19 protein-coding genes are annotated in these 26,397 nt (G+C 60.3%); 9 read left to right on the top strand and 10 right to left on the bottom strand.

Going from position 1 to position 26,397, the window contains the following annotated elements:
• Positions 1–124: 124 nt before the first annotated feature.
• The 3 genes from LG31_RS0118950 to LG31_RS0118960 all read right to left on the bottom strand — a co-directional run bounded on the left by LG31_RS0118950 (position 125) and on the right by LG31_RS0118960 (position 4,882).
• Positions 125–2,305: a FimV/HubP family polar landmark protein gene (locus tag LG31_RS0118950; protein ID WP_033115967.1), complete on the bottom strand. Its 2,181-nt coding sequence runs from the start codon at positions 2,303–2,305 to the stop codon at positions 125–127.
• Positions 2,306–2,574: 269 nt separating this feature from the next.
• The gene (locus tag LG31_RS0118955) at positions 2,575–3,591 is read right to left on the bottom strand and encodes an aspartate-semialdehyde dehydrogenase (RefSeq protein ID WP_033115968.1); all 1,017 of its coding nucleotides are present in this window, start codon (positions 3,589–3,591) and stop codon (positions 2,575–2,577) included.
• A 169-nt stretch (positions 3,592–3,760) separates the two neighbouring features.
• Positions 3,761–4,882, bottom strand: coding sequence for a 4-phosphoerythronate dehydrogenase (locus LG31_RS0118960; RefSeq protein WP_033115969.1), 1,122 nt, complete (start codon positions 4,880–4,882; stop codon positions 3,761–3,763).
• A gap of 221 nt (positions 4,883–5,103) precedes the next feature.
• On the opposite strand from LG31_RS0118960, the gene LG31_RS0118965 reads away from it, so the two are divergent.
• The 3 genes from LG31_RS0118965 to LG31_RS0118975 all read left to right on the top strand — a co-directional run bounded on the left by LG31_RS0118965 (position 5,104) and on the right by LG31_RS0118975 (position 8,196).
• Positions 5,104–5,826, top strand: coding sequence for a phosphatase PAP2 family protein (locus LG31_RS0118965; RefSeq protein WP_033115970.1), 723 nt, complete (start codon positions 5,104–5,106; stop codon positions 5,824–5,826).
• A 97-nt stretch (positions 5,827–5,923) separates the two neighbouring features.
• Positions 5,924–6,592: a ribonuclease T gene (rnt, locus tag LG31_RS0118970; protein ID WP_033115971.1), complete on the top strand. Its 669-nt coding sequence runs from the start codon at positions 5,924–5,926 to the stop codon at positions 6,590–6,592.
• Between the two features lie 281 nt (positions 6,593–6,873).
• A complete protein-coding gene (locus LG31_RS0118975) occupies positions 6,874–8,196 on the top strand; it encodes a Na+/H+ antiporter family protein (RefSeq protein WP_033115972.1) in 1,323 nt (440 codons plus the stop codon).
• A gap of 78 nt (positions 8,197–8,274) precedes the next feature.
• Here LG31_RS0118975 and LG31_RS0118980 read toward each other — a convergent pair whose 3' ends face one another.
• The 6 genes from LG31_RS0118980 to ydiJ all read right to left on the bottom strand — a co-directional run bounded on the left by LG31_RS0118980 (position 8,275) and on the right by ydiJ (position 17,198).
• On the bottom strand, positions 8,275–10,191 hold the full coding sequence (locus tag LG31_RS0118980; RefSeq protein WP_033115973.1) for a putative bifunctional diguanylate cyclase/phosphodiesterase: 1,917 nt from the start codon (positions 10,189–10,191) through the stop codon (positions 8,275–8,277).
• Position 10,192: 1 nt separating this feature from the next.
• Positions 10,193–10,675, bottom strand: coding sequence for a putative pterin-binding protein (locus LG31_RS0118985; RefSeq protein WP_033115974.1), 483 nt, complete (start codon positions 10,673–10,675; stop codon positions 10,193–10,195).
• Between the two features lie 331 nt (positions 10,676–11,006).
• A complete protein-coding gene (locus LG31_RS0118990) occupies positions 11,007–12,902 on the bottom strand; it encodes a DEAD/DEAH box helicase (RefSeq protein WP_033115975.1) in 1,896 nt (631 codons plus the stop codon).
• A gap of 189 nt (positions 12,903–13,091) precedes the next feature.
• Positions 13,092–13,544 carry a hotdog fold thioesterase gene (locus LG31_RS0118995; RefSeq protein WP_033115976.1) on the bottom strand — a complete coding sequence of 151 codons (453 nt, stop codon included), beginning with the start codon at positions 13,542–13,544 and terminating at the stop codon, positions 13,092–13,094.
• A 109-nt stretch (positions 13,545–13,653) separates the two neighbouring features.
• The gene (locus LG31_RS0119000) at positions 13,654–14,142 is read right to left on the bottom strand and encodes a hypothetical protein (protein ID WP_033115977.1); all 489 of its coding nucleotides are present in this window, start codon (positions 14,140–14,142) and stop codon (positions 13,654–13,656) included.
• Positions 14,142–17,198, bottom strand: a complete 3,057-nt coding sequence (gene ydiJ, locus LG31_RS0119005; protein WP_033115978.1) for a D-2-hydroxyglutarate dehydrogenase YdiJ — start codon at positions 17,196–17,198, stop codon at positions 14,142–14,144. The genes LG31_RS0119000 and ydiJ overlap by 1 nt, the downstream gene beginning before the upstream one ends.
• Positions 17,199–17,364: 166 nt before the next feature.
• Between ydiJ and LG31_RS0119010 the strand changes: the two genes are divergently transcribed.
• From LG31_RS0119010 to LG31_RS0119025, 4 genes are all read left to right on the top strand, one after another.
• Positions 17,365–18,291, top strand: a complete 927-nt coding sequence (locus LG31_RS0119010) for a cation diffusion facilitator family transporter (protein WP_033115979.1) — start codon at positions 17,365–17,367, stop codon at positions 18,289–18,291.
• 287 nt (positions 18,292–18,578) lie between these two features.
• On the top strand, positions 18,579–20,114 hold the full coding sequence (locus LG31_RS0119015; protein WP_033115980.1) for a TerC family protein: 1,536 nt from the start codon (positions 18,579–18,581) through the stop codon (positions 20,112–20,114).
• 240 nt (positions 20,115–20,354) lie between these two features.
• Positions 20,355–21,464, top strand: coding sequence for an alkene reductase (locus tag LG31_RS0119020; protein ID WP_033115981.1), 1,110 nt, complete (start codon positions 20,355–20,357; stop codon positions 21,462–21,464).
• A gap of 158 nt (positions 21,465–21,622) precedes the next feature.
• Positions 21,623–22,609 carry a zinc-binding dehydrogenase gene (locus tag LG31_RS0119025; RefSeq protein ID WP_033115982.1) on the top strand — a complete coding sequence of 329 codons (987 nt, stop codon included), beginning with the start codon at positions 21,623–21,625 and terminating at the stop codon, positions 22,607–22,609.
• 100 nt (positions 22,610–22,709) lie between these two features.
• On the opposite strand, the gene LG31_RS0119030 is transcribed toward LG31_RS0119025, so the two are convergent.
• Positions 22,710–23,744: an adenosine deaminase gene (locus tag LG31_RS0119030; protein WP_033115983.1), complete on the bottom strand. Its 1,035-nt coding sequence runs from the start codon at positions 23,742–23,744 to the stop codon at positions 22,710–22,712.
• A 198-nt stretch (positions 23,745–23,942) separates the two neighbouring features.
• Here LG31_RS0119030 and LG31_RS0119035 point away from each other — a divergent pair, with 198 nt between their 5' ends.
• A complete protein-coding gene (locus LG31_RS0119035) occupies positions 23,943–24,689 on the top strand; it encodes an HAD-IIA family hydrolase (protein WP_033115984.1) in 747 nt (248 codons plus the stop codon).
• Positions 24,690–24,740: 51 nt separating this feature from the next.
• Positions 24,741–26,315: a cation:proton antiporter family protein gene (locus tag LG31_RS0119040; RefSeq protein WP_033115985.1), complete on the top strand. Its 1,575-nt coding sequence runs from the start codon at positions 24,741–24,743 to the stop codon at positions 26,313–26,315.
• Positions 26,316–26,397: the final 82 nt, after the last annotated feature.

The following is a 26,397-nucleotide window of genomic DNA, read 5'->3' on the forward strand; positions in this document are numbered from 1 at the left end:
ACGGGGCGGATTATACGCATCTCGCGGCAAAAATCCCAAAATCCGCGCAAGCTCAGGCACAGCCGCAAGTAAAAAGGGCAGCCGCTGGCTGCCCTTGTCGTTCAAGCTCATCGGGATGATGGGATTATCCCAGTCGCTTGAGCAGTTTTTCCGCTTCGGCGCGCTGATGGTCACTCCCCTGCTCTGCTGCCTCTTGCAGCAGCTCGCGGGCACTGTCCTTATCATCGATTTCAAGGTAGGCACGGGCCAGATCCAGCTTGGCACCGACGCCGCCATCATCGGCATCCACATCAAATCCGGTGGACTCCGGCAGCACTTCGGGGAAACCGTCCAGCCCCACATCCAGCGAGAAGCCCTGATAGGGTTCCGGCTCTGATGTGGTGGCATCCGCTTCGGCCAGCAGCTTGTCGATCTCGACGTAACCGCTCTCCTGCGCCTGCTCGCGGGGTTGCAGATCTGCCGGGTGTGATTCGACCTCGGTAAAGGCATCTTCGAAATCGGAGAGCGCCATTTCGTTGGGATCCCACTCCAGATCCGCTTCAGCCTCTTTTTTAGCCTTGACCGGTTCTGGCTCCAGACCCAGCTCGGCCAGCATCTCGTCGGCACTGGCATCCCCATCCAGACTCAGGTCGATGGCATGCTCATCCTCAATCTCGACAGCAGGCTCCTCAAAGGCACCTTCGAAATCGCTGAGATCGAAACTGGCGAGATCATCGTCGGCAGGTTCGGCATGCGCCGGTGCACTCAATTCCGGTTCGATGTCGGCAGAGAGGTCAGCGTCCAGCTCGGCGAAGAGCGCAGCCTGCAGCTCCTCTTCGCTCATGATCTCGTTGGCACCTTTGGGCTTGGGATTGAACTCGCTGGCCAGATCCATGGCTGGCTCACTGGCAAGCGCTATCGGCTCGTCATGGGCAAGATCAAGGTCCGGCACCAGATCCGGATCCCGGCTGGTAGCAGCAGGCATCCGCTCGGGTTCGAAGCCCTGCAGATCCATCTCGCCCTCATCGCTGAACACCAGCTCGACATCAGGCTTCGGCGCCGGCTCAACCGGCATGAAGCCATCCGGGGTGTTGAGATCGGGCAGCGGGCGCTCCGGCTCGTTGTCGGTGATATCGACGCTGAGCAGATCATCAAACTCACTGTGATCCTGATCCATCATCATTGCGGTGGATTCAGAGAGGCTCTTCTCTTGCTCTTCCAGCTCACGACGGGCCCGGGCACGCAGCCAGAGGGTCACCAGCGCCAGCACCAGCAACACCGGCAGCAAAATGATCATCGCCAGATTGAGCGGTGAGGAGAGCAAGTCCATCAGCCAGTTCTGCTTGTGCTCGGGCTCGGCCACAACCGGCGGCACCGGCTTGGCCTTGAGCTCGGCAATCTCTTTCTCCAGCGCAGTCTGATCCTGCAGCTGAGCCTTGAGGGTCTCCACCTCTTCGGTCAGGGATTGCAGGCGCAGCTTGAGCCTGTGGTTCATCTCGGTTACCTGGGCGAGCTGGGCATTGGCATCTTCCAGCGCCAGGGTCATCTCGGTGGCCGGTTTGCCGACCGGTTTATCCAGATCGGAGGGCAGCGGGGCAGGCGCGGTACCGCTTGCCGCACTCGGTGCCGGGGCAACGGCCTCTTTCGCCGGAGCCTCGTTGACCTTGGCCACTTCCTTGGCATCGGCAACCTTGGTCTCGACAGCCGGTTTCGGCTCGGTCACAGGTGCAGGAATAGGCGCCGCCTTCGCAGGTTCTGCCTTGGCCACTTCAGGCTTTGCCGGCGCTGCTTTTGCTGCGACCGGTTTAGCCGTATGAGCCTGTTTGTTGGCCAGATATTTGGGGCTCAGCCCTTTCCAGCTGGCATTGTCGCTGCGGAATTTGGCGCGGGCCTCGGCATCGGTGATGACGCTAGCCTCGGCGGCAGTGGGCAGCAGGATACGCGAGCCCACCAGAATATGGTTGATGTTGCCATCGGCAAAACTGCGGGGGTTTTTCTCGTAGATCGCGACCATGGTCTGGTAGACGCTGACGCGGCTGGAGGGACGGTACTTGCTCGCCAGACTCCAGAGGGTATCGGTAGGACGAATCGGGCCATAGCTGGCGGGATTGGCGGTTGCCACCTGACGGACGATGGGCTGGGCGGTTGCCCGAACCGGCTGCGCAACGGGCTGGGCCAGCGGCTGGCTGCTGACAGCGGGTGGAGCGGGCTCGTCAGGGCCTTTCAGTTCGACAAAAAACGGCTCCCGTGAGGGATCTGCAGCCTGAACGGTGCCCAGCAGACCCAATGCGAGTAGCGTTGCCAATGTTATGCGGGAATGTCCCATATTCGTTCCTTCGTATGACGGCCCTATCACATTGAAAAATCTGGATAGTTACCCCAAAAGAGTCGGTTCAATATAAATCAGGCTCGCCTTGCAAGCCAGCAGTCCGACACATTTAGCACCCAACTTGCCTCTGAGTGTAGAAAAAAACTTAATCAGTTGATATCGCAAAAGAATCTTGCAACACCGCAGTGCGGTACCGGTCACACACCACGCTATTTGCTCAGAGGGAGCGCCGCCGTCCTGCGGCGCTCCCTCTTGGCCATACTGCCTTACAGGTAGTCGCGAACCAGCAGTTCAGCAATCTGGACGCTGTTGGTGGCAGCGCCCTTACGAACGTTATCGGCCACGATCCACATATTTACACCATTGGGGTGAGAAATATCCTGACGAATGCGGCCAACCAGCACTTCATCCTTGCCGGTTGCATCGCGCACCGGGGTCGGATAGTCCCCTTCCTCTTCGAACAGGGTCACGCCCGGTGCAGCGCGCAGCAGATCCTTTACCTGCTCGGCATCGAGCGGCTGGTGCAGCTCGACATGGACTGCTTCAGAGTGGCCGTAGAAGACCGGCACCCGCACGCAAGTCGGGTTCACGGCAATGCTGGCATCGCCCAGGATCTTCTGGGTCTCCCACACCATCTTCATCTCTTCCCGGGTGTAACCGTTGTCGGTGAAACTGTCGATCTGGGGGATCAGGTTGAACGCGATCTGCTGGGGGTAGAGAGTCGGCTCGACCGGGCGGCCGTTGAGCAGCTGGGCGGTCTGGCCAGCCAGTTCACTCACCCCCTCTTTGCCGGAGCCGGAAACCGACTGATAGGTGGCGACGTTGATGCGGGCGATGCCCACCTCATCGTGCAGCGGCTTCAGGGCAACCAGCATCTGGATGGTGGAGCAGTTAGGGTTGGCAATGATGTTGCGATTGCGAAAATCGGCCAGCGCATCCGGGTTTACTTCCGGGATCACCAGCGGAATATCTTCGTCGTAACGGAAGCAGGAGGTGTTGTCGATGACGATGCAGCCATGCTCGGCAGCAATCGGTGCCCACTTGGCAGAGACCTCGGCCCCGGCCGAGAACAGGGCAATCTGCACCTGGCTCCAGTCAAACTCCTCGACATCGAGGATCTCGAGATTCTTGCCATCAAAGCGCACGGTTTCACCGGCGCTGCGGCTGGAAGCCAGCGGATAGAGCGTAGCGACCGGAAACTCGCGCTCTTCCAGGATCTCGATCATGGCCTGGCCCACGGCGCCACTTGCGCCCAATACCGCGACATTAAACTGCTGGCTCATTCTGTTCTCCTCTAATAAAACGGCTATGGCGCCTGCTGGCGCCATGGTCGGCGGGGCTCCGATATGCGGGGCATCCTCGCCTGATATGGTCAATCCGACGCGGAGCAAGCCTGCCTCGGACCGGTAAAAACGGGGTCATAAGTAGTGCGGACGTAGCGGCCCACCCACCTTATGAGAGTGAAATATCAAATCCGGCTGCCCCCAACATGTCGCAGGCAAACTCACCCTTGATCTGCAGGGAGGAGAGCTCGCGGCGCTCCGGGTAATGTTTGCGCTGCTCATCGAAGCTACCCGGGATACCCAGCCGGACGCGAAAACGGGCATCGTCGCGGCGCACATCGTAGATAAGGTGAACCAGCTGTTTGATCAATGCCTGATCCGGCGCCCGTCCGGGCACCACCGCCTGCACATCGGCAACCGGCAGCAGCGTACGCAGATCCTGGCGGGGCTCGCGCCCCAGCTGGCGGCAGAGCGCCTCATAGAGCATCCAGGTACCGCGCGCCTTCCCCTCCAGGCTGTAGCCGGCAATGTGAGGGGTGGCAATCTCGGTATGGGGCACCAGCTCTGCCAGTGGCTCCGGCTCGTTCTCCCAGACATCCATTACCAGACGCAAGGGCTTGTCGCTCAACTGACGCGCCAGCAGGGCCCGGTTATCCCACACCTCGCCACGGGATGCGTTGATGAGGATCTGCCCGGCGGGGCGCGCAGCTATCTGCTCGGCATCTAGCAGATGGTAGGTCGCATCCGGCCCTTCACGAGTAATGGGCACATGGAAGCTGACGATATCGGCGCCAAGGGCGGTCTGATAGTCGACAAAATCCGCTTCAGGATTATTACGCGCCTTGGGGGGATCGCAGCGCAGCACCCGCATACCGAGCGCTTCGGCCTTGCCGGCCACGCACTCGCCGGTATTGCCGGCCCCGATCACCGCCAGCGTCATGGCCGAGAGATCAAGCTCGTAGCGCTCGGCCAGCACCAGCAGGGCGGAAAGTACATAGTCCCCCACCGAATATTTATTACAGCCGGGGGCGCTATAAAAAGGGATATTGCGGCTAGCCAGCAAAGCCTTGTCGATGTGATCGGTGCCGATGGTCGCGGTACCGACAAAAGCCAGTTTGGGGCTGGTCGCCAGCAAGTCGGCGTTCACCCTGGTCACCGAGCGTACCAGCAGCACATCGGCATCATGCAGATCGTTGGCCTGCATCTGCCGCCCGGGCAGGGCAACCACTTCACCAAACTCGGCAAACAGCTCCACGGCGTGGGGCATATTCTCATCTACGACTATTTTCATCGGGCTCTCTTTGCAGGCAACCGCCATGGACGCGCCATTCTAGCCCAAAGCCCGCCAATATTTCAGCCTGACATGCACTTGGTTACCGCAGACCAAGGGTAATTGATGAACGAACAGCCAAATGTGTAAGCAGAGGTAAACAGAAGGGCAGGTCTGCTTTGCCGTCAAATCATGCAGTGGCACAATGGCGCTCTTTTTCCAGACCCTTGCCGATAGAGATCATGCCGCCCCATAGCCCTTCCCTCTCCCGCAGTCAGGTGCTCGCGTTTACCACCCTTTTGATCCTGCCCCTGCTGCTGCTTGCCATCCTCCCTTGGCAACCCTTTCTGACCGGCTCGCTGCAATCGGGCTGGCTCTGGTGGCCTTATGCCCTCACCCGCATGGTCGATATTCCCGGAATTGGGATCAGCGCCGCACTGCTATTGCTGCTGACCAGGCAGAAACTGCAGCTCGATCGCTCGTCCCTGCTTGCTCTGGCCGGCGCGTTGCTGGTACTGCTTGCCGGAGACTGGCTCATCAAAAGCGTCATCAAGCATCTGACCGAGGAGCCCAGACCCTATTTGCTCTGGCTGGAGAGCCAATCCCTGATCCCCGCAATCAAGAGCTTCTACGCCGCCAGCACCGAAGTGCGCAGCGAACAGGTACACGCTGCCAGCCAGCTGCTGGCGCTGCCCCAGTGGCTTGGCAACCACTGGCAGAAGGAGGTGAACTACGCCTTCCCCTCCGGCCACAGCATCGCCGCCATGAGCCTTGCCCAGTTCTTTGGCCTCATCTGGCTGGCCCGCGCACCGGCAGGGGTCTGGCTGCTGCCGATCTTGGCACTCGGAATAGGGCTGTCACGCATGGTGATCGGCATGCACTGGCCAACCGATGTGCTGGCAAGCGCCATTCTCGGCAGCATCACGGCGCTGCTGGCCGCTCGCTGGTGGCTGCACAGATATTGAGCCATCGCTTGTCCCGCAAGGCTCCATCTTGCGGGATGGGGACAAGCCTGCGCTTTTTTGCCATAATGCCGCCTCATTTTATGCTGACCGAGATCCCATGACCGACGCAGTTCATACCCTCAAGGGCCGTTTTCGTGGTTTTTACCCCGTCGTCATCGATGTTGAAACAGCCGGCTTCAACGCCAAAACCGATGCCTTGCTCGAAATCGCGGCTTATACCCTGAAAATGGATGAGCAAGGATGGCTCCTGCCCGATCAGATTTTCCATTATCATGTGGAGCCTTTCGAAGGCGCCAATCTGGAGCGTGCCGCTCTGGAGTTCACCGGTATCGACCCCTTCAACCCGCTGCGCGGAGCTGTCTCTGAAAAAGAGGCGCTGACCGAGATCTTCAAGGGGATCCGCAAGGGGATGAAGGAGAGCGACTGCAGCCGCGCCATTATCGTGGCCCATAACGCCACCTTCGATCACGGCTTCGTGATGGCGGCAGCCGAGCGGGCTGGCCTCAAGCGCAATCCGTTCCATCCGTTCGCCACCTTCGATACCGCAGCCCTCTCCGGGCTGGCGCTGGGCCAAACCGTACTGGCCAAGGCGTGCCAGAGCGCCCGCATTCCGTTTGACAACAAAGAGGCTCACTCTGCCCTCTATGACACTGAGCGGACTACCGACCTCTTCTGCCATATCGTCAACCGCTGGAAGAGCATGGGCGGCTGGCCGCCAGTCGGGCCGGGTAGCGACTCAGCCTCTGGTGATGAGGAACTGGAATAAGTTGCAAAGGCTGCCGCTGGCAGCCTTTCTTTATGTGCCTTGACTCTCTTTTGCCTCTATTGCCCCTCCACCGCCCGCTTTCTCCCCTTGGCTATTCAGCACAATTGCCAAATGGGAGGTGCGACGCATGAAGAGCAAATACCATCCCCGATCAACTTTGTTTCAGATGACCTTGGTCAGATGCCCGTTTTGACCGATTTTTTTCTCGACATTTGTCACATTTTTCGCAAACTAACTCCCCTTCACATGACAGACAGCAATAACAAACATAAGGAAATCAAATGAATCCAGTTGTTATCGCGGTCGGGCTGATGCTGGTGCTCAGTCTGCTGCGGATCAATGTGGTGGTCTCACTTGCGCTGGGCGCCATTGCCGGCGGCCTGGTCGGCGGGCTCTCCCTGACCGATACCCTGACTACCTTCAGCGGCGGTCTTGGTGGCGGCGCCGAGATTGCCCTCTCCTACGCCATGCTGGGGGCCTTTGCCGTCGCCATCTCCCGCTCCGGTATCACCGACCTGCTGGCCAGCAAGGTAATCAGCCAGCTGGGCAAGGATGCCAGCAGCAGCCGCATTTTGTGGGTCAAGACCCTGCTGCTCTCATCCGTTCTGGCAGTATCCATCTCCTCGCAAAACATCATCCCGGTGCATATCGCCTTTATTCCGATCCTGATCCCGCCACTCCTCCACGTGATGGCGCAGATGCAGATCGACCGTCGTCAGGTAGCCTGTGTCATCACCTTCGGCCTGACCGCCACCTACATGGTGCTGCCGGTCGGCTTTGGCGGCATCTTCCTGAACAATATTCTGGCCAAGAACCTTATCGATAACGGTGTGCCGATCACTTCCAGCCAGATCCCGTTGGCCATGGCCATCCCGGGCTGTGGCATGGTGCTGGGTCTGCTGATTGCGGTCTTCTTCAGCTACCGCAAACCCCGCCAGTACGACCTGGCCAAGATCCTGGAAGCTGAACCGGAAACCGTCGAGCTCAATCTCAACCATATCTGGGTCGCCCTGCTGGCCATCGGTGTGGCACTTGGCCTCCAGTTGACGACCAACAGCATAGTGCTCGGCGCGCTGGCCGGTTTCGTCATCTTCACCTGCGGTGGCGTCATCAAGTTTCGCGAGAGCCAGGATGCGTTCACCCAGGGGGTACGCATGATGTCGCTGATCGGCTTTATCATGATCTCCGCCGCCGGCTTCGCCGCCGTCATGAAGGCAACTCACGGCGTCGAGAGCCTGGTTCAGGTCGTTTCCAGCTCTATCGGTCAGCACAAAGGCATTGCCGCCTTCCTGATGCTGCTGGTGGGCCTGCTCATCACCATGGGAATTGGCTCCTCCTTCTCCACCGTGCCCATTATCGCCACCATCTATGTGCCGCTCTGCCTGCAGCTGGGTTTCTCTCCCATGGCGATCATCGCGCTGGTCGGTACCGCCGGTGCGCTGGGGGATGCGGGCTCGCCCGCTTCAGACTCCACCCTCGGCCCAACATCGGGTCTCAACGCCGATGGCCAGCACGACCATATCTGGGACAGCGTGGTGCCCACCTTCATCCACTACAATATCCCGCTGGTTATCTTCGGCTGGATTGCAGCCATGGTGCTCTGATTGTCAATTGCGCTGTTTAGATAGCAAAGGTGGCCTGTTGGCCGCCTTTTTGTTGCTGATGGCAAGTCGTTTTCTGCTCTACCCGAGCGCCACTTCCTGCATGATGGCGCGATTGACAAAGTAGCGGTGGCAGAACTGGAGAAAATCCTGCAAGGTCAGGGGCCTTGAGTAGAAGTAACCCTGGATCTCGTCTACCCCTATGCTCAGCACCGCCTTGAGTTCGTCGTTGTTTTCCACCCCTTCGGCCACGACGCGCACCCCCAGCTGATGAGAGAGCGAGGTGATTGCCTCAACAAAGAGTGCCTGCCGGGTATCGTTGTCGATGGCGGTGATAAAGGAGCGGTCAATCTTCAGCTTGTCGAAATAGAGCTCGCGCAGATATGAGAATGAGGACCAGCCGGTTCCAAAATCATCGAGCGCCACCCGCACTCCGATGTGTCGCAATGAGGCGATGATCTGCTTGCTCAGCTCGATATCATCCAGCGCTATGGTCTCAGTCAGTTCCACGATCAACTGCTGTAACCCGAGCGGGCCGACACTCATCCTCTCCTCGACATTGGCGGCCAGCCCCATATTGAACATGGAGCTAGAGAGGTTTACCGAGATCTCCAGCAACTCCACCAGATCGCTCGGGAAGATAGAAAGATCACGCTGCAAACGGTGGAAAATCCAGAGCCCCAGAGCCTCCCCCAGACCGTTTTCCTCTGCCAGCGCTATTATATCGAGCGGCGGAATAAAGCCATATTCAGGGTGATTCCAGCGGATCAACACCTCGGCCCCCAGCCGAACTGCGCTCTGACCACGCACTATCGGCTGATAGTAGAGGCAGAGCTGCTGGCACTCGGGGCTCTGAATCAATTCACGCAGCTCGGTCGAGAGGCGGCGGTTGCGCAGATAGTGTTGATGCATGGCACGGGAGAAGACCACTGAGCGATGAAGCCGCTGGCGCTTGGCACTGTCGAGAGCTATATCGGCAAACAGCAGCATCTCCTCTGGAGTATGTACCGGACGAGCGTACTGGCTTACCCCCATAAAGACCCTGACCCGGTGCGCCGGATCTGCTGCAAAGGCCAGATCGGCCAACTCGGTACGCAACTGCTCCAGAAAGGGGAAACGCAGATAGGTCGGCATGGCGCCGGAGATAATGATGGCAAACTCGTCGCTGCCGGTGCGGGCCACAAAAATACCCGGCGCCACCACGCCATGGATCCGTTCGGCCAGCTGTTTAAGCAGTTCATCCCCTATCTCGTATCCCAGGCTGTCGTTCACTTCACGAAAGTGGCCCAGATCCACAAGGCAGACAGTGATGCTGCCGCCGCCGCCACGATAGGCTGCCCGCAACTTCAGGTGCTTGATAAGCGCCGCCCGATTGGGGAGACGGGTCAGGGGATCGTTCCACGCAAGAAACTGCTGGTGACGCACTTCGCGAAACAGCATCACCAGCATCACCATAGTTGCCGACATCAGAAAGGCGAGAATGGCAAAATTCTGGGTCCGCGACTCATTGAGCAGCTCGCGTTGAGCAATGGCAGAGGGGCCGGTAAAGTTCTTCACCATGACATCACGAATAGCCGCCAGATCGCGATTAAGTTCTATCGAGAATTGAGCTAACCGGGTCGAATCGCGCGCTCCGCTCACCACATCCTGTTCGTACTCCTCAAACAGCGACATCAGCTGCCCTGCGGCTTGGGCAGCACCAAAGCGAGACCTGACCGGCTTTGCCTCTTCACCGTGCAGGAAAACATCAAGTCGGTTCCAGGCGATGTCAAACCGCTTGTTCATCTCCTCCTGGCTCACCGAGCCGGCGCGATAAAGCTGGAGCGATTCGCCAAAACCGTGAACCTCCAGCTCCAGCTGTGCCAACGCCCAGGCTGACAACTGGGTATAGCGGGTCACTGCATTGAATGCGCGGTCATAGTTCCAGACCGACCAGATGGCAACCCCCAAAAAGGCGGTCACCATCAGGATCAGGCTGACAAACTTGCCGCGCAGCATGCTACTTGCTCTCTAGCCCAATCAGCTGCCACACCATGCGGCTGTGATAGAGCTCCTTGTTCAGGTCGGGGTAATCGGAGAGCGGGTAGATAATCCAGAGAGGTCCTTTGTTGCGCAGGGTCAGCGGCTTGCCATCCTGCTTCTCGGCAACCAGCACTGGATACTTGTCACCATCCTCGACAGGCACGGCAGCCCAGTAATCATTGATGGCCATCGCCTTGACTTCACTGCTCTTTAGGCCGTATTTCTTCACCAGCTCCCGTAGCAACACCCCGCGATAGGTGTGACTACCTTCGGTCCAGGGCGTTTTGGTGGTCACTTCGCTTTGCGGCAGTGCCTCAAACTCGGCCCGGGTCAGACTAATCTGCCCCTTGCCATTGCAACACCCATCACCCTTAATCGTCAGAAACGCATCGTCTGCCAGCACCACGCTCGATACGAGCCACCCAGACAACAACAGTACTCTGCCAAACCATCCGGTCATGATGAACCTCCATGTCATTGTGTTCAGTTTATTAATCGTACTCTCTTCTGCCATATGCAAACGAAAGAGAGGGGATACCGACTAAAGTCGCAGCCACACAACACAAGCAGAGGCACATCCTTTATTGACTACGACCTCAATGTCCTGAGACAGGATGACACTTCTCCCCCATCACTCACAACCGTTTAACAAAAAAATAATGCCCTTTTGGCTCTCATACTTATCACCTAAGTGAGTTATCCTCCCCCGATTCGCTATGGCGAAGCGCCATCAGGAAAAACATAAAAAAAGGCCGCTCAATGAGCGGCCTTCTGGCATTACCAATCAAGGATTAGCTCTCGCGGCGCTTGCCACCGAACTTGCGACCCTTGTCGAAACCGCCTTCCCGGCGATCCTTGTTGAAGGGACGGTCACCCTGCGGACGGCGATCCTTGTTGAAAGGACGGTCGCCACGGAACGGACGATCACCACGCGGCGGACGGCTGCTGGTGTTGCCACCGGCCGGCACTTCGGTGTAGCGAGTGATCTGCAGCGGACGCTGGCAAACACGGGCTTTCTTGATCACTTCCAGTACATCAGCGCTCATGCCCTTGGGCAGGTCGACGGTAGAGAAGTCGTCAGCGATGTCGATGTTGCCGATGAAGCGGCTCTCGATGTTCGCTTCGTTGGCGATAGCGCCCACGATCTGGCCAGGCTTGACGCCGTGATGGGCACCCACGTCTACGCGGTAGCGCTCCATCTCCACGTCCGGGTTGTCTTTGAGCGGACGCGGCTCCAGGGACGGCATGCGACGGGCCGGACGATCGCCACGGTCACCGAAATCACGACCGCCGCGGTCGTTGAAGTCACGGCGCTCGAAGCCACCACGGTCGTTGCCAGCGTTCAGCAGCGGATCCGGGATGGAGTCATCCAGCAGCAGCGGTTGGTCGCCCTGTACCAGCTTGGCCAGTGCGGCAGCCAGCTCCAGCGGATCGGCAGAGTCTTCTTCGATCAGCTCGTTCACCAGGTTGTGGTAGATCTCGAGCTCTTCACCCATCATGGTTTCGCGGATGCGCTCCTTGAACTTGGCCAGACGGTGCTGGTTTATGTCCTCGGTGCTCGGCATCTTCATCGGCTCGATGGCCTGACGGGTTGCGTGCTCGATGGCGCGCAGCATGCGGCGCTCACGCGGAGCCACGAACAGGATGGCCTCGCCCTTGCGACCGGCACGACCGGTACGGCCGATACGGTGAACGTAGGATTCGGTATCGTACGGAATGTCGTAGTTCACTACGTGGGTGATGCGTTCAACGTCCAGACCGCGGGCAACCACGTCGGTGGCAATCAGGATGTCCAGCTGGCCCTGACGCAGCTTGTCAACAGTACGCTCACGCAGCTTCTGCGGGATGTCGCCGTGCAGCGCTTCACAGGCGTGACCACGAGCGGCCAGCTTGCCAGCCAGCTCTTCAGCGGCGTTCTTGGTACGGACGAACACCAGCAGGGCTTCGTAGGGTTCCACTTCCAGCAGACGGGTCATGGCGTCCAGCTTGTGCAGACCGGTCACCTGCCAGTAACGCTGGCGGATGGTGGTGGCGGTAGCAGTCTTGGAGGCGATCTTGATCTCTTTGGGCTGCTTCAGGTGCTTCTGGGCCACGCGGCGGATCTGCTCCGGCATGGTGGCGGAGAAGAGCGCAACCTGACGACCGGCCGGGCACTGTTCCATGATCCAGTCCACGTCGTCGATGAAGCCCATGCGCAGCATTTCGTCCGCTTCGTCCAGCACCAGCGCTTTCAGACCGGAGAGATCCAGGTTCTTGCGACGGATCAGATCCATCACACGACCCGGAGTACCTACAACAACCTGAGCACCACGACGCAGAGCGCGGGTCTGGGTTTCGTAGGAGGCACCACCGTAGATCGGCAGCACGTGGAAATCAGGCATGTGGTGGGCATAGCGTTGGCACGCTTCAGCCACCTGCAGAGCCAGTTCGCGAGTCGGCGCCAGCACCAGGATCTGGGTGTTGCGGTTACCAGCTTCCAGACGAGACAACAGAGGCAAGGCAAAAGCAGCGGTCTTCCCTGTACCGGTTTGCGCCTGCCCCAGCAGATCGTGGCCCGCCATCAGGTGGGGAATTGCTGCGGCCTGGATGGGGGACGGGCGCTCATAGCCCACGTCCTGCAGCGCTTTCAATACAGGCGCGGCCAGTCCAAGCTCACTAAAAAGGGGCAGTTGTTCGGTATCAGACATAGATTCTTCCAGATTAAGGCAGGCGGCTAACACCGCGGAATAGCAAAAAGGCGGCGATTATAGCGCCACTTTGTTCTGCTGTCTTGAAAAATGTGATAAGCCTCTCAAGACGTTGGCAATTATAGAGGGATCTTGCGAGTTAAGCTTGCTTATTTTTCACTCATGATGCGTTATTGCAGATCGCTCCTCTCAGGAGTCCTTGCCCCGCTTGTGCTTGAGCACCGCCATGGTCAACCGGCTGGTGCACAATAAACGACCACGCTCATCGCGAATTTCTATCTGCCACACCTGAGTCGTCGCCCCGAGATGCAGTGGCGAGCAGCGCCCCGTTACCACCCCTTCCCGCTTGGCTCGCAGATGGTTGGCGTTCACCTCCAGTCCCACACAATAACTGTCAGGCCCGACCGCCATGTTGGCCGCGAGCGATCCCAGCGTCTCCGCCAGCACCACAGAGGCACCACCGTGCAACATGCCAAGGGGCTGGTGAGTGCGGTGATCCACCGGCATGGTGGCCTCCAGCCAGTCGGGGCCAAAGTCGGTGTAGACGATATCGAGATGGGCCATCAGGGTATTGCGGGAGCTGGCGTTGAGCCCTTCAAGGCTCATGGGCCTGCGCCAGATGGGGGATGATTCCTGACTCATGAAAAGAGAACTCCTTCAATTGCATGGGGAAAATGGAGCATCACTGCATTGCACAACAAGCCTGCTCCGGCCAGCACCCGGGGCAGGAAAAAACCTGAAACCGGCCCCCTTACCAGGGATAGGTGACGCCAGGCCACTCGGCCCAGGGCATCTCCCGACCCGGCAAGCGGGGCGCAGACCACTGCCACACCCTGGCGAGCCAGTCGCGCAGCTGCGTCTCCAGCTCCTCATCCGTGATGGGGGCCTCGGCCACCTTCCAGAAAAAGAGCTCCGCCTCCACCTCCGGCAGTACGGAGGGGTAGAGATAAACCCCGCCCCAGAATTGCGGCTCCCGATCCGGACTCCAGAGGCCATAGGCGAACGAGCGCTTGGCCAGAAACTCCGACTGCTGCCACTCCAGATCCCCTTCGTGCTGACTCAGGCTGAAATTGGCGGAGGGCCAGATATCGTTTGGCCGAAACAGCTGATGGAGTTGCTCGCGCTCGCGCAGGATGGCGACAAACTCCACCACCGCCTGAGCGGGGGTGGCGGGCAACAACAAGAAACGCGGGTGGCGATAGGCTTTCGGCACCCGAAACCGCTTGGGAAATCGCAGCATCAGAGCAGCTCCAGCAGGGCTTGCAGCGGATGTTTGAGCTTCTCTCCCTCCATCCGTTTGACCTGACTGCGGCAGGAATAACCGGTAGCCAGACAGCGATCCTGTGGCAAACGGGCCAGCGGCTCGGCCCAGCTCAACCCATAAATTCCCTTGGAGTTCTCCACCTGTTTGACATCGTGGCCATAGGTGCCCGCCATGCCGCAGCAACCAACCGGGACCGGCTGCAGTTTGGCGCCAAAGCGGCCAAACAGGGTGCCCCAGTCGCCGTGAGTCGAGGGCTTGGCAGTCTTCTCGGTGCAGTGGGCAAAGAGATACCAGGGCTCTGCTGTCTGATTTTCACGTTTCGGCAGCACGTCAGCCGGAAGCGAGAGCAGCCACTCCTGCGGCAACATCACCTGAAAAGTACCACGAGCTGGCCCCAACGCCTTGGCATACTCGTCGCGATAGCAGAGCACCATGGCCGGATCCACCCCCACCATGGGGATGCCGAGCGCCGCAATCTGGTTGAGGAACTGGGCGCTGCTCGCCGCGGTGCGGGCAAAGGCGCGCAGGAACCCCTTGATATGCTGGGGTTTGCCATTGGGCTTGAACGGCAACAGGTAGGGCTGGAACCCGAGCTTGCTGGCGAGTTTCACCAGATCCCGCACCACAGGGGCGTCGTAATAACTGGTGAAGGGATCCTGCACGATCAGCACCACCTTCTGGCGCTGCTCGGGAGTCATGGCCTCCAGACCCGGCAGGTCGAAATAACGGGCGCGGTTATCGCGCAACTCCTCGGCCAGAGTCGGCACGCTCAGAAGCGGCACATCGACCATGCCGATGCTCTTCTCGGTTGCCTTCTGGGCCCACTCTTTTTCGAGGAAGAAGTTGACCAGCTTCGGCGCTTTGGCAAGCAGCGGCGCATAGCTCTCCACCGTGCCGACGAAGTAATCCTTGGGGGCGCGCAGGTAGCGGCCGTGATAGAGCTGCATAAAGCGGGCGCGAAAATCGGGCACATCCACCTTGATCGGGCACTGACTGGTGCACGCCTTGCAGGCCAGACAGCCGGCCATCGCCTCCATCACCTCGTGGGAGAAGTCATACTCGCCACGCTGTTTGGCCCAGCTGTTGCGCACCTTGTCCACCAGCTGTTTGAAGCGCACGCCACCGGATTGCAGCGCCACCTCTTCCGCCAACGGGTCGAAGCCCTGCTCCGCCAGCTGACGCAACCATTCGCGCATCAGGCCAGCCCGCCCCTTGGGTGAGTGGCGGCGGTCGCGGCTGATCTTGACCGAGGGACACATGGGCGAGTCGGTCTCGAAGGTGAAACAGAGGCCGTTGCCGTTGCAATCGAGGGCCCGGGTATAACTCTCGCGCACCGCCACCGGGATCTGGCGGTCAAACTTGCCGCGCTTGGGGCCATCGACCGAGACCAGCTCGGCATCGCTGCCATAGGGGATACAGATCTTGCCCGGGTTGATGCGGTTGGCCGGATCGAACGCCCCTTTGACCCGCTGCAGCTCTTCCCACAACTCACCAAAGAAGGCGGGGCTGTATTCGGAGCGAAAACCCTTGCCGTGCTCGCCCCACATCAGGCCACCATATTTGGCGGTAAGCGCCACCACCTGATCGGAGATGCGGCGCAGCAGCACCTCCTGCTCGGGATCGCACAAATCGAGCGCCGGGCGCACGTGCAGCACACCGGCATCGACGTGGCCAAACATGCCGTAGTCGAGGCCGTGGGCATCCAGCAGGGCGCGAAACTCCATGATGAAGTCCGCCAGCGACTCTGGCGGCACGGCGGTATCTTCGGTGAAGGCCACTGGCTTCTTGCGCCCTTCGGCGTTGCCCAGCAGCCCCACCGACTTCTTGCGCATGGCGTAGATGGTCTCGATGCTCGGCAGGTGGTCACACACCTGATAGCCGATAATCCCCGCCTCGCCTCTGGCAAGCAGCGCGTCGATACGGCGGCAGAGCTCTGCCACCTTGACCTTGTGCGCAGCCTCGTCGGTGTCGGCAAACTCGACGATATTGAGCCCCTGCAGATCCTTACCGGGCACATCCTGAATAAGCTCTTTGACCGAATGCCAGATGATGTCGGCGCGGGCCAGTCCCAGTACCCGGGAGTCCACCGTCTCCACCGACAGCGCCTCGGCCTGCACCATAAAGGGGGCGTTGCGCAGGGCGGAGGGGAAGCTGTCGTACTTGACGTTAACGAGCGTGCGATAACGCGGGATGGGTGTGATGTTGAGTCTGGCTTCGGTGATAAAGCCAAGGGATCCTTCCGAGCCGCACAGCACTCGACTCACATCCAGCGTGTCGGTATCAGGTTGATAGAGGTGCTTGAGATCGTAACCGGTCAGAAAGCGGTTGAGCTTGGGGAAAGTCGCCTCGATATCGGCGCGGCGCTCCTTGCCGATGCGATAGAGGGTGCGATAGATCTCCCCTTCCCGATTCTCCAGCGCCAACTTGTCAGCAAGCCGTTCACCGGTCAGTGGCTTGGTGGCCATCAGATCGCCGTTCTCCAACACCGCTTTGAGGCCCAGCACGTGATCCGAAGTTTTGCCGTAAACGAGGGACCCCTGCCCCGAGGCGTCGGTGTTGATCATGCCGCCCAGAGTGGCGCGGTTGGAGGTGGAGAGATCCGGCGAGAAGAAGTAGCCGTGGGGCTTGAGATAGGCATTGAGCTGGTCTTTCACTACCCCGGCCTGGGCCCGCACCCACCCCTCTTCCAGATTAATTTCCATGATCTGGTTCATATGACGGGAGAGATCGACGATAATGCCGCCGCCCAATGACTGACCGTTGGTGCCGGTACCGCCACCGCGAGGGAAAAAACTCAGAGTGTGGTACGCCGGCTCCGCCGCCAGCTTGAGCATCACTGCTATGTCGTCCGCACTGCGCGGATAGAGAACCGCCTGAGGTACTACCTGATAGACGCTGTTGTCCGTCGCCATCGCCAACCGGCTTGCATAAGACTTTTCGATATCACCACGAAAGGCGCTGCGCCCTAGCAACTCTAGGAACGACAGGGTTGTGGGTGACAAACTGTCCTGGTAATCGAGTCTCGGGATCATGAATCCTTGTTCCCTTATTTGCTTGATGCCGGCACCCCGGCGACTACGACTGACCCATCGCCCGTCAATGGCAATCAGGCCAGTCCGCTCACATGTGAGCGGGCAGTATATCAGCTCGAAAACCGCTTGCGCGTAGCAATATTAACCATTTGAAAGGAGGACTTTTATGGCTCACCACAGCCATGTTATCAGTACGCTGGTCACCACAGAGAAGCAGGCGCTCACCCTGTCGCTGTTTGGCTGCATCACTTTCGCCATCTTCGGCATCGGCTACGGTCTGTTCGTTGGCTCCAACGCCATCATGCTCGATGGTATCTTTACCCTGTTCAGCATGGGCATGACAGGTCTTGGTCTGGTCACCGCCTACCTCGTCACCCGCCCCTCCGATGACCGCTTCCAATATGGCTATGCGCACTTCGAGCCCATCGCCAACGTCATCAACGGCTCCATTATTCTGCTGCTCTGTCTGGCGGCACTCTACAACGGCCTCACCACCCTGTTTGAAGGGGGACGGGAGATCGATCTCGGTCATGCCCTCATCTATGCCGTTGTCTCCACCTTCTTCTGCGCCATCCTCTACCGGATTGAAGCCCAGGTCGCCGAGCAGGTTGACTCCGAACTGGTGCGGGTAGACTCCAAGGAGTGGCTGGTTGATACCCTGCTCAGTGCCACCCTGCTTATCGGTTTTGTGGTCGCCATCGGCCTCGATGCCATCGGCTACGGCCAATACAACCGCTATATCGACCCGGTGCTGGTTTCGCTGCTGGCCCTCTGCGCCACCCTCATTCCCATCAAGGTGCTCGGTCGCAACCTGCGGGAAGTGCTGAAAATCGCCCCCAGAGGGGATGTTTCCCAGCTGGTCGAGAACGAAGTCGAGGCGCTGCGCAAGCGTCACGGCGTCGAGTGCTACAGCCATCTGGCGAAAAGCGGTCGCCGCTTCGATCTCGAACTCAACATTCTGGTCGCCCCGGGTCAGGAGTGGCCCGTCGAGCGTCAGGATGCCTTGCGTCAGGAGCTCTGGTCCCGCCTCGGCGATACCCTGGGCGATGCCTGGCTCTCGGTCTGTTTCACCCGCGAAAAGCGCTGGCTGTAACCCGATAACCGGTGGAGGCTGGCTGCCAGCCTCCACCGGCTGCGTCACATCCCGACACCGCCCACTTGCCAAATTGGCGCCAGCCGCTATCATCAGGGCTCATTTTTAACCCGAGGTTTTATTGCCCATCATGGACAATCCCCGAAGTTGCCCTTCGTTTCTTCCCGTCAAAAGCTATCTGTTTCTGCTTAACCAGCGCCTCTGAATAACGCCATTGCCTTGCTGTCGCTGCGGCTTTCGCTAGCCCTGTTCACTGTTCGCTCTGTCTGTTTTTTTGAGGTCATATAATGGAATTGCTGCTGGATCCCCACATCTGGATCGGTCTTTTTACCCTGATCATTCTCGAGATCGTGCTCGGGATCGACAACCTGGTCTTCATCGCCATTCTGGTGAAAAAGCTGCCCCCTGCCCAGCGGGACAAGGCGCGCGTACTCGGCCTTGGCCTCGCTCTGCTGATGCGGCTAGTGCTCTTGAGCGTGATGTCGTGGCTGGTCACCCTCACCACCCCCATTTTGCATATCTGGGATCACCCCTTCTCCGGTCGCGATCTGATCCTGATGGGTGGCGGTATCTTCCTGCTGTTCAAGGCCACCTCCGAGCTGCACGAGCGGCTGGAGGCCAAACCTCACGATGATGGCCCGGTCGGCGCCTACGCCAGCTTCGGCGTGGTGATCGCCCAGATCCTGGTGCTGGATGCCGTCTTCTCGTTGGACTCCATCATCACCGCCGTCGGCATGGTGGAACACTTGGGCGTGATGATGGCCGCCGTGACCATCGCCATGGTGGTGATGGTACTCGCCTCCAAGCCGCTGACCCGCTTCGTCAATGCTCACCCGACCGTGGTGGTGCTCTGCCTGAGCTTCCTGCTGATGATCGGTTTTAGCCTGGTGGCGGAGGGCTTCGGCTTCCATATTCCGAAGGGTTACCTCTACGCAGCCATCGGCTTCTCGGTGCTGATCGAGTTTTTCAACCAGCTGGCCCAGCACAGCGCCATGCGCCACGAAGCCAAGCAGCCGCTGCGCGAGCGCACCACCGCAGCCATCTTCAAGCTGATGGGGAGCAAGGCGTATCAGGACCGGCCGGATGACGATCTGGATGCCCCGGCCGCCGCGCCGGTGAGCTTTGGCGAGGAGGAGCGCTATATGGTGACCGGCGTGCTGTCGCTGGCCGAGCGCTCCATCCGCACCATCATGACGCCGCGCTCCGAGATGGCCTGGATCGATATCAACGACTCCAGCGAGGATATCCGCATCCTGCTGCAGCGCGAACCCCACAGCCTGTTCCCGGTCTGTGACGGGGATCTGGACGAGGTGATCGGGGTGGTCAAGGCGCGCGACCTGCTGTTTGCCCTCAACGAAGGGCAGTCGCTCAGCGCGCTGGCCAAGCAGAACGACCCCATTATCGTGCCGCAGACCATCAACGTGATTAAGCTGCTGGCGGAGCTGCGCAAGGCGAAGGGGAGCCTCATTCTGGTGGCTGACGAGTTCGGCGTGATCCAGGGGCTGGTCACCACCCACGATCTGCTGGAAGCGATCGTCGGCGAGCTGCCGGACGAGGACGAAACCCCCGACATGATCCGCGATGGCGCAGGGTGGCTGATCAACGGCAGCACCAACATCCACCATGTGGAGCAGGTGCTGGAGCACGAGGGGCTGGTGAGCGAGAGCGACGAGTACGTAACCCTGGCGGGCATGCTGCTCTCCCACTTCGGCACCCTGCCCACCCCGGGCCAGCAGTTGCAACTGCAGCAGCTCAACTTCGAAGTGATCGAGGTGAGCGAGCGGCGCATCGAGCGGGTGCGGGTGATGCCGGTCGCTGGCTAATCCTGCGTAAAACCACCATGAGAAGAGGGCCAGCGAGCCCTCTTTTTTATTCGCCATTTATTTGCATGTGATGCACCGATTGCAGCGCCCGCTCGGCCCCGCCAGCCATCCGGCGCGACATTTATCCCCTGCCAGCCGCGATTGCTGCATTCAGCGCAATTCAATGGTGCAATTACTCCTCTTTGTTGCAACGCTATTGGCGGCTAGAGTCAGCCTCAATCCCACCATGAGGAACTCACGATGAGCCACGATCACCTGTTTTGCCCGCAGCGACTGGGTCAGCTGCACCTTGCCAACCGCATCGTCATGCCCCCCATGACCCGCTCCCGCGCCAGTCAGCCGGGTGATGTGGCCAACGCCATGATGGCCAGCTACTACGCCCAGCGCGCCGAAGCGGGCCTGATCATCAGCGAAGGCACCCAGATCGACCCCATGGGCAAGGGCTACGCCTGGACGCCGGGCATCTACAGCGCCGACCAGATAGCCGGCTGGAAAGGGGTGACTGACGCCGTTCATGCCAAACATGGCACCATCTTCGCCCAGCTCTGGCACGTGGGTCGGGTTACTCACCCTGACAACATCGGCGGCGCCCAGCCCATCTCGGCCTCGGCCCTGCCCGCGGTCGGCGTCAAGGTGTTTGTCGATAATGGCAGTGATGCCCCCGGTTTTGTCGAGACCGTCACCCCGCGCGCCATGACCCAGGACGATATCGATGCGGTAGTGGGCCAGTTCCGTCAGGCGGCTCGCAACGCCATCAGCGCCGGTTTTGACGGCATCGAGCTGCACGCCGCCAACGGCTACCTCATCAACCAGTTCCTCGACTCCGAGTCCAACGCCCGCACCGACAGCTACGGCGGCTCGCTGGAAAACCGGCTGCGTTTCCTCAAGGAGGTGACCGAAGCGGTCTGCAGCGAGATCGGGGCTGACCGGGTCGGGGTGCGCCTTGCGCCGCTCACCACCCTCAACGGCACCGTGGATGCCAATCCGCAGGAGACCTATCTGGCCGCCGCCCGCCTGCTGGGCCAGCTCAACGTGGTCTACCTGCACATCGCCGAAGCGGACTGGGACGATGCGCCTCTGATGCCTGAGAACTTCAAACAGGCTCTGCGCGATGCCTTCCCCAACACCCTGATCTATGCCGGCAAATATGACGGTGAGCGGGCGCGCGCCGCCCTCAAGGCGGGCTGGGCCGACATGATTGGCTTTGGCCGCCCCTTCGTCGCCAACCCGGATCTGCCGGAGCGGCTGCGCCACGGCTATCCGCTGGCCCCCCACGATCCGGCCACCCTGTTTGGCGGCGGCGAGAAGGGGCTGACCGACTACCCCGTTTATCAGGCCGATGGCGCATAAACCGGCCGTTGATTACCCATGGCCAACCGGCCACTTAAAGCAGGCCCCACAGGTTGGGGCCTGTCGTATTGTTGCGCAATTGCAACAGTGGACGTTTTACTGTCTTGCTGTTGCAATAATCTCATCAAGCTCTCCCCACTGTTTCGCAAGGAGTCATCATGAATCACACCCAAGCCTGGTGCTGGCATGCCCCGGGTGAACCGGAGCAGCTCACCCTCGCCGACCTCCCGCTCTCCCCCCTTGGCCCCGATGAAGTACTGGTAGCCAACCGGGTTATCGCTTTCAATCCGGTGGACTGGAAGCTGATCGAATATGGCCACTCCCACTGGCAGGATGGTCAGGTGCCCGGCGTCGATGGCATGGGCACGATCGTGGCGCTCGGCGCCGACGTCAGCCATCTGCGTCTCGGCGCCCGGGTCGCCTACCACACCGATCTGCGCCACCACGGCAGCTTTGCCCGTCACACTCGGGTACCGGCGCGCGCCCTGCTGCCGGTGCCCGATGGCCTGAGCGACGAAGCGGCAGCCGCCCTGCCCTGTCCCGGTCTCACCGCCTGGCAGGCACTGGCCAAGCTGCCGCGCCTGCACGGGGAAGCGCTGCTCATCACCGGTGCTGGCAGCAGCGTCGGCCGCTTTGCGGTGCAGCTCGCCCTCCAGCAAGGAGCGCGGGTATTTGCCAGCGCCAGTCCACGCCACCATCAGTGGCTCAAACAGATCGGGGTGCAGGGGGTGGCCGATTATCGGGATCCCGCCTGGCTGGCCACCTTACAGGCCGCCAACGGCAACGAGCCGTTCGAGGGGATCATCGATCTGGTCTCGAGCCAACAGGCAGAGAGCCTGCTGCCTGCCCTTGGCTACTACGGCCATATGGTGACTGTGCTGGGGCGCATACCGCACAATCCGCTGCCCGCCTTTAGCCATTGCCACTCGTTGCACGAGATTGCGCTGGGCGCCCAGCACGCCTTTGGCTCGGACAAACAGTGGAGTCGGCTGGTGGCCGCCGGTGTCACCATGATGGAACAGATGGCGAGCGGCGAGCTGACCCTGCCGCCGCTGGTGGTCGGCGACTTTGAGGAACTGCCCACCCTGCTCGAGCGCTTCAAGCGCGAAGGACAGGGCGAGAAGTTTCTGGTGCGGGTGGCATAGCGCTGGCGTCATCCACCAGCAGCAGAAACGCTCGCAACTGAACATAAGAGAGGCCCGTGATAGCGGGCCTCTTTGCATCCGGGATTAACCTGCGCCTGACTCAGTGCAGCTGCACCCCGTGGCGGGCGGCATGAGTGCGAATGTCACGGGTCAGCCGCGCCTTGTCGGCCAGGCTCAGCCAGCTCGCCTCAACGGCGTTCAAAGAGAAGCGGCAGAGCTGCTCCGCAGTGGCGCCGAGATCGTCCGCCAGCGCCGCAAAGTTGGCCCCCATGTAACCACCGAAGTAAGCGGGATCGTCGGAGTTGATGGTGACGCAGATCCCCTGCTCCAGCAGCCGCAGCACATTGTGGTGGGCCATCTGGTCAAACACCTTGAGCCGGGTGTTGGAGAGAGGGCAGACGGTGAGCGGCAAACGGGTATCCGCCAGATAGCGCAGCAGCTCGGGATCGTCGGCCGAGCGCACCCCGTGATCGATGCGGCACACCTGCAGCTCGTTGATCGCCTGCCAGATGTAGTCGGCAGGCCCCTCTTCACCCGCGTGAGCCACCACCGGCAGCCCCAGCTCGCGGCATTTGGCAAAGACCCGGGCAAATTTAGTGGGCGGATTGCCCCTCTCCCCCGAGTCGAGGCCGATGCCGTGAATGCGCGACAGGAAGGGCTCAGCCTGCGCCAGAGTAGCGAACGCTTCATCCTCGCTCAGGTGGCGCAAAAAGCTCATGATGAGCCGCCAGCTGATACCAAACTCCTGCTCCCCGCGCTGCAGCGCCCGCTCGATGCCGCCGAGCACGGTAGCAAAGGGGATACCGCGGGCAGTGTGGGTCTGCGGGTCGAAGAAGATCTCAACATGTACCACCTTGTCGGCGGCGCACCGCTCAAGATAGGCCCAGGTGAGGTCGAAGAAGTCCTGCTCGGTCACCAGCACACTGGCACCGCGATAGTAGAGATCGAGAAAGGATTGCAGGCAGTCAAAGTCATAGGCGGCGCGCACGCTGGCCACGTCGGGCCAGGGCAGCGGCACATTGTTGCGTTTGCCAAGCTCGAACATCAGCTCGGGTTCGAGGGTACCCTCAATGTGAAGGTGCAGCTCCAGCTTGGGCAATTCGGCTATAAAGTGTTCGGCAATAGGGTTATCCATGGCGACGGCTCCATCAGCGACCAGATCCCGGGGGCAACCCCTCCACACGATTGCCCCGACTTCATGCTTATTGTGCGCTCAAGTTGCAAGACAGGGGAGACTTGTCATTAAACAGATTTATAATGGCGTCACAAAAATCATAAATGATTGAACGTCTTACCGATTGGCAGCTCGTCTGCGCCCTGACAAGGAGTTTTCATGAAGAACGTCATCTGTGACATCGACGGTGTCATCCTGCACAACAACGATCTCATTCCCGGCGCCGACCGCTTCGTCCATCGCCTGCTGGAGCAGGGCAGCAAGCTGCTGTTTCTGACCAACTACCCGGCCCAGACCCAGAAAGATCTGCAAAACCGCTTCCGCTCCGCCGGGATCGAGGTGCCGGAGGAGTGCTTCTACACCTCCGCCATGGGCACCGCCGACTTTCTCAAGCGTCAGGATGGCAAAAAGGCCTATGTGATCGGTGAAGGGGCGCTGACCCACGAGCTCTACAAGGCCGGCTTTACCATCACCGACATCGACCCCGACTTCGTGGTGGTGGGCGAGACCCGCAACTACAACTGGACCATGATCCAGCAGGGGGCCAAGTTCGTCGATCAGGGGGCCCGTTTTATCGCCACCAACCCCGATACCCACGGCCCCATGATGCACCCGGCCTGCGGTGCCCTGTGCGCCCCCATCGAGCGGATGACCGGCAAGAAGCCGTTTTATGTCGGCAAGCCGAGCGCCTGGATCATCCGTGCGGCACTCAACCGGATGGAGGCCCACTCCGACGACACCATCATCATCGGCGACAACCTGCGCACCGACATTCTGGCGGGCTTTCAGGCCGGTCTCGAGACGGTGCTGGTGCTCTCCGGTGTGAGCAAGGTCGCCGATATCGACCGCATGCCGTTTCGGCCAAACCACATCTTCGACTCCGTGGTCGACATCGATATCGTCTGATACCCAAGGATTTAAACAGGGCAGGTCTCCCCTGCCCCAGCTGGACCTGTTATGGAACCCATTCTCATCGCCGTGGCCTTTGGCTGCGGCATGGTAGTCAATCTGATTGGCCTGCCCCCTCTGCTCGGCTTTCTGGCCGCCGGTTTTATCCTCAATGGCATGGGGTATCACAACACCCCGGCCCTCAACGAGATCGCCGATCTCGGCGTCACCCTGCTGCTGTTCACCATCGGTCTCAAGCTCAATATCAAGACTCTGATGCGGCGCGATGTGTGGGGCACCACCAGCCTGCACTTGCTGCTCTCCACCCTGCTCTTTACCGTGGTGCTGCTGGTCTGCAAGGGGCTCGGGCTGGTGCTGGCCCTGTCGCTGGACTGGAAGCTGGCACTGCTGCTCGGCTTTGCCCTCTCCTTCTCCAGCACCGTCTTTGCAGTCAAGGTGCTGGAAGATCGCAGCGACATGAATGCCCTCTACGCCCGCATCGCCATCGGCGTGCTGGTCATGCAGGACGTGTTCGCCGTGGCGTTTCTGGCCTTCTCCAGCGGCAAGTGGCCCAGCATCTGGGCGCTCTGGGTGCTGGGACTGCCGCTGCTGCGCCCGCTGCTGTTCAAGCTGCTGGAGCGGGCCGGTCACGGCGAGCTGCAGGTACTGTTCGGGGTCTTTCTGGCGCTGGTAGTGGGTGCAGCCGGCTTTGAAGTAGTCGGCCTCAAGCCTGATCTGGGGGCCCTCATCATCGGCATGATGCTCGCCTCCCATCCTGCTGCAGCGGGGCTGGCCAAGGCGCTCTTCAACCTCAAAGACCTGTTTCTTATCTGCTTCTTCCTCACCATCGGTCTCAACGGTCTGCCGACCCACGACACCATGTTGCTGGCGCTTGCGCTGGTGCTGGCCCTGCCGCTCAAAAGCGCCCTCTACTATCTGGTCTACAGCGGCGCCCACCTTAGGGTGCGTACCGCCCTGCTCTCTACCCTGGCGCTCACCAACTTCTCGGAGTTTGGCCTGATCGTCGCCGCCATCGCCGCCAAGGCGGGCTGGCTCTCCCATGAGTGGCTGGTGGCGGTCTCGCTGGCACTGGCGGCGAGCTTTATGATCTCGGCCCAGCTCAATGCCCAGAGCGAGCGGATCTACCATCGCATCGGTCACTGGCTCAAGGGACTGCAGGCGAGCAACCTCCATCCGGAAGACAGGCCTATCGAGCTTGGCGATGCGGAGGTGATCATCCTCGGCATGGGGCGGATCGGTCAGGGAGCCTACTTCGAGCTGGAGAACAAGTACGGCAACGTCATCCTCGGGGTGGAGAACGACAGTGAGAAACTACCCACCCTGCGCGCCCAGGGGATGAACGTCATCGAGGGGGATGCCACCGATACCGACTTCTGGGACAAGGTGCTGCTCTCCAATCAGGTCAATCTGGTGCTGCTGGCGATGCCCCACCACTCGGGGAATCTCTACGCCATCGAGAAGCTGCGCAGTCACGGATTCAACGGCAAGATCGCCGCCATCGTCCGCTTCGAGGATGATATCGCCTCCCTCAAGGAGCAGGGGGTGGATGCGGTGTTCAACGTCTACAACGAGGCGGGCAGCGGCTTTGCCCGCCATGTGATCCGCCGCTTGCAGCCGCTCTGAATCGCCGGGCTGCGGCCCTTGGCAAGGACTCTTGGCAAGAGAATGCGCATCGTTTAAGTTATGCACAACCTCGTTTAATAAA

Source organism: Aeromonas lacus (genome assembly GCF_000764665.1).
Taxonomy (GTDB): domain Bacteria; phylum Pseudomonadota; class Gammaproteobacteria; order Enterobacterales; family Aeromonadaceae; genus Aeromonas; species Aeromonas lacus.

Bases quoted from the DNA above. Each gene is read 5' to 3' on its own strand.
- LG31_RS0119035 (WP_033115984.1), top strand. From the start codon at position 23,943: ATGAAGAACGTCATCTGTGACATCGACGGTGTCATCCTGCACAACAAC.
- LG31_RS0119025 (WP_033115982.1), top strand. From the start codon at position 21,623: ATGAATCACACCCAAGCCTGGTGCTGGCATGCCCCGGGTGAACCGGAG.
- LG31_RS0118975 (WP_033115972.1), top strand. From the start codon at position 6,874: ATGAATCCAGTTGTTATCGCGGTCGGGCTGATGCTGGTGCTCAGTCTG.
- LG31_RS0118995 (WP_033115976.1), bottom strand. From the start codon at position 13,544: ATGAGTCAGGAATCATCCCCCATCTGGCGCAGGCCCATGAGCCTTGAA.
- ydiJ (WP_033115978.1), bottom strand. From the start codon at position 17,198: ATGATCCCGAGACTCGATTACCAGGACAGTTTGTCACCCACAACCCTG.
- LG31_RS0119020 (WP_033115981.1), top strand. From the start codon at position 20,355: ATGAGCCACGATCACCTGTTTTGCCCGCAGCGACTGGGTCAGCTGCAC.
- LG31_RS0118980 (WP_033115973.1), bottom strand. From the start codon at position 10,191: ATGCTGCGCGGCAAGTTTGTCAGCCTGATCCTGATGGTGACCGCCTTT.
- rnt (WP_033115971.1), top strand. From the start codon at position 5,924: ATGACCGACGCAGTTCATACCCTCAAGGGCCGTTTTCGTGGTTTTTAC.
- LG31_RS0119015 (WP_033115980.1), top strand. From the start codon at position 18,579: ATGGAATTGCTGCTGGATCCCCACATCTGGATCGGTCTTTTTACCCTG.
- LG31_RS0118965 (WP_033115970.1), top strand. From the start codon at position 5,104: ATGCCGCCCCATAGCCCTTCCCTCTCCCGCAGTCAGGTGCTCGCGTTT.
- LG31_RS0119000 (WP_033115977.1), bottom strand. From the start codon at position 14,142: ATGCTGCGATTTCCCAAGCGGTTTCGGGTGCCGAAAGCCTATCGCCAC.
- LG31_RS0118955 (WP_033115968.1), bottom strand. From the start codon at position 3,591: ATGAGCCAGCAGTTTAATGTCGCGGTATTGGGCGCAAGTGGCGCCGTG.
- LG31_RS0119010 (WP_033115979.1), top strand. From the start codon at position 17,365: ATGGCTCACCACAGCCATGTTATCAGTACGCTGGTCACCACAGAGAAG.
- LG31_RS0118960 (WP_033115969.1), bottom strand. From the start codon at position 4,882: ATGAAAATAGTCGTAGATGAGAATATGCCCCACGCCGTGGAGCTGTTT.
- LG31_RS0119030 (WP_033115983.1), bottom strand. From the start codon at position 23,744: ATGGATAACCCTATTGCCGAACACTTTATAGCCGAATTGCCCAAGCTG.
- LG31_RS0118985 (WP_033115974.1), bottom strand. From the start codon at position 10,675: ATGACCGGATGGTTTGGCAGAGTACTGTTGTTGTCTGGGTGGCTCGTA.
- LG31_RS0119040 (WP_033115985.1), top strand. From the start codon at position 24,741: ATGGAACCCATTCTCATCGCCGTGGCCTTTGGCTGCGGCATGGTAGTC.
- LG31_RS0118950 (WP_033115967.1), bottom strand. From the start codon at position 2,305: ATGGGACATTCCCGCATAACATTGGCAACGCTACTCGCATTGGGTCTG.
- LG31_RS0118990 (WP_033115975.1), bottom strand. From the start codon at position 12,902: ATGTCTGATACCGAACAACTGCCCCTTTTTAGTGAGCTTGGACTGGCC.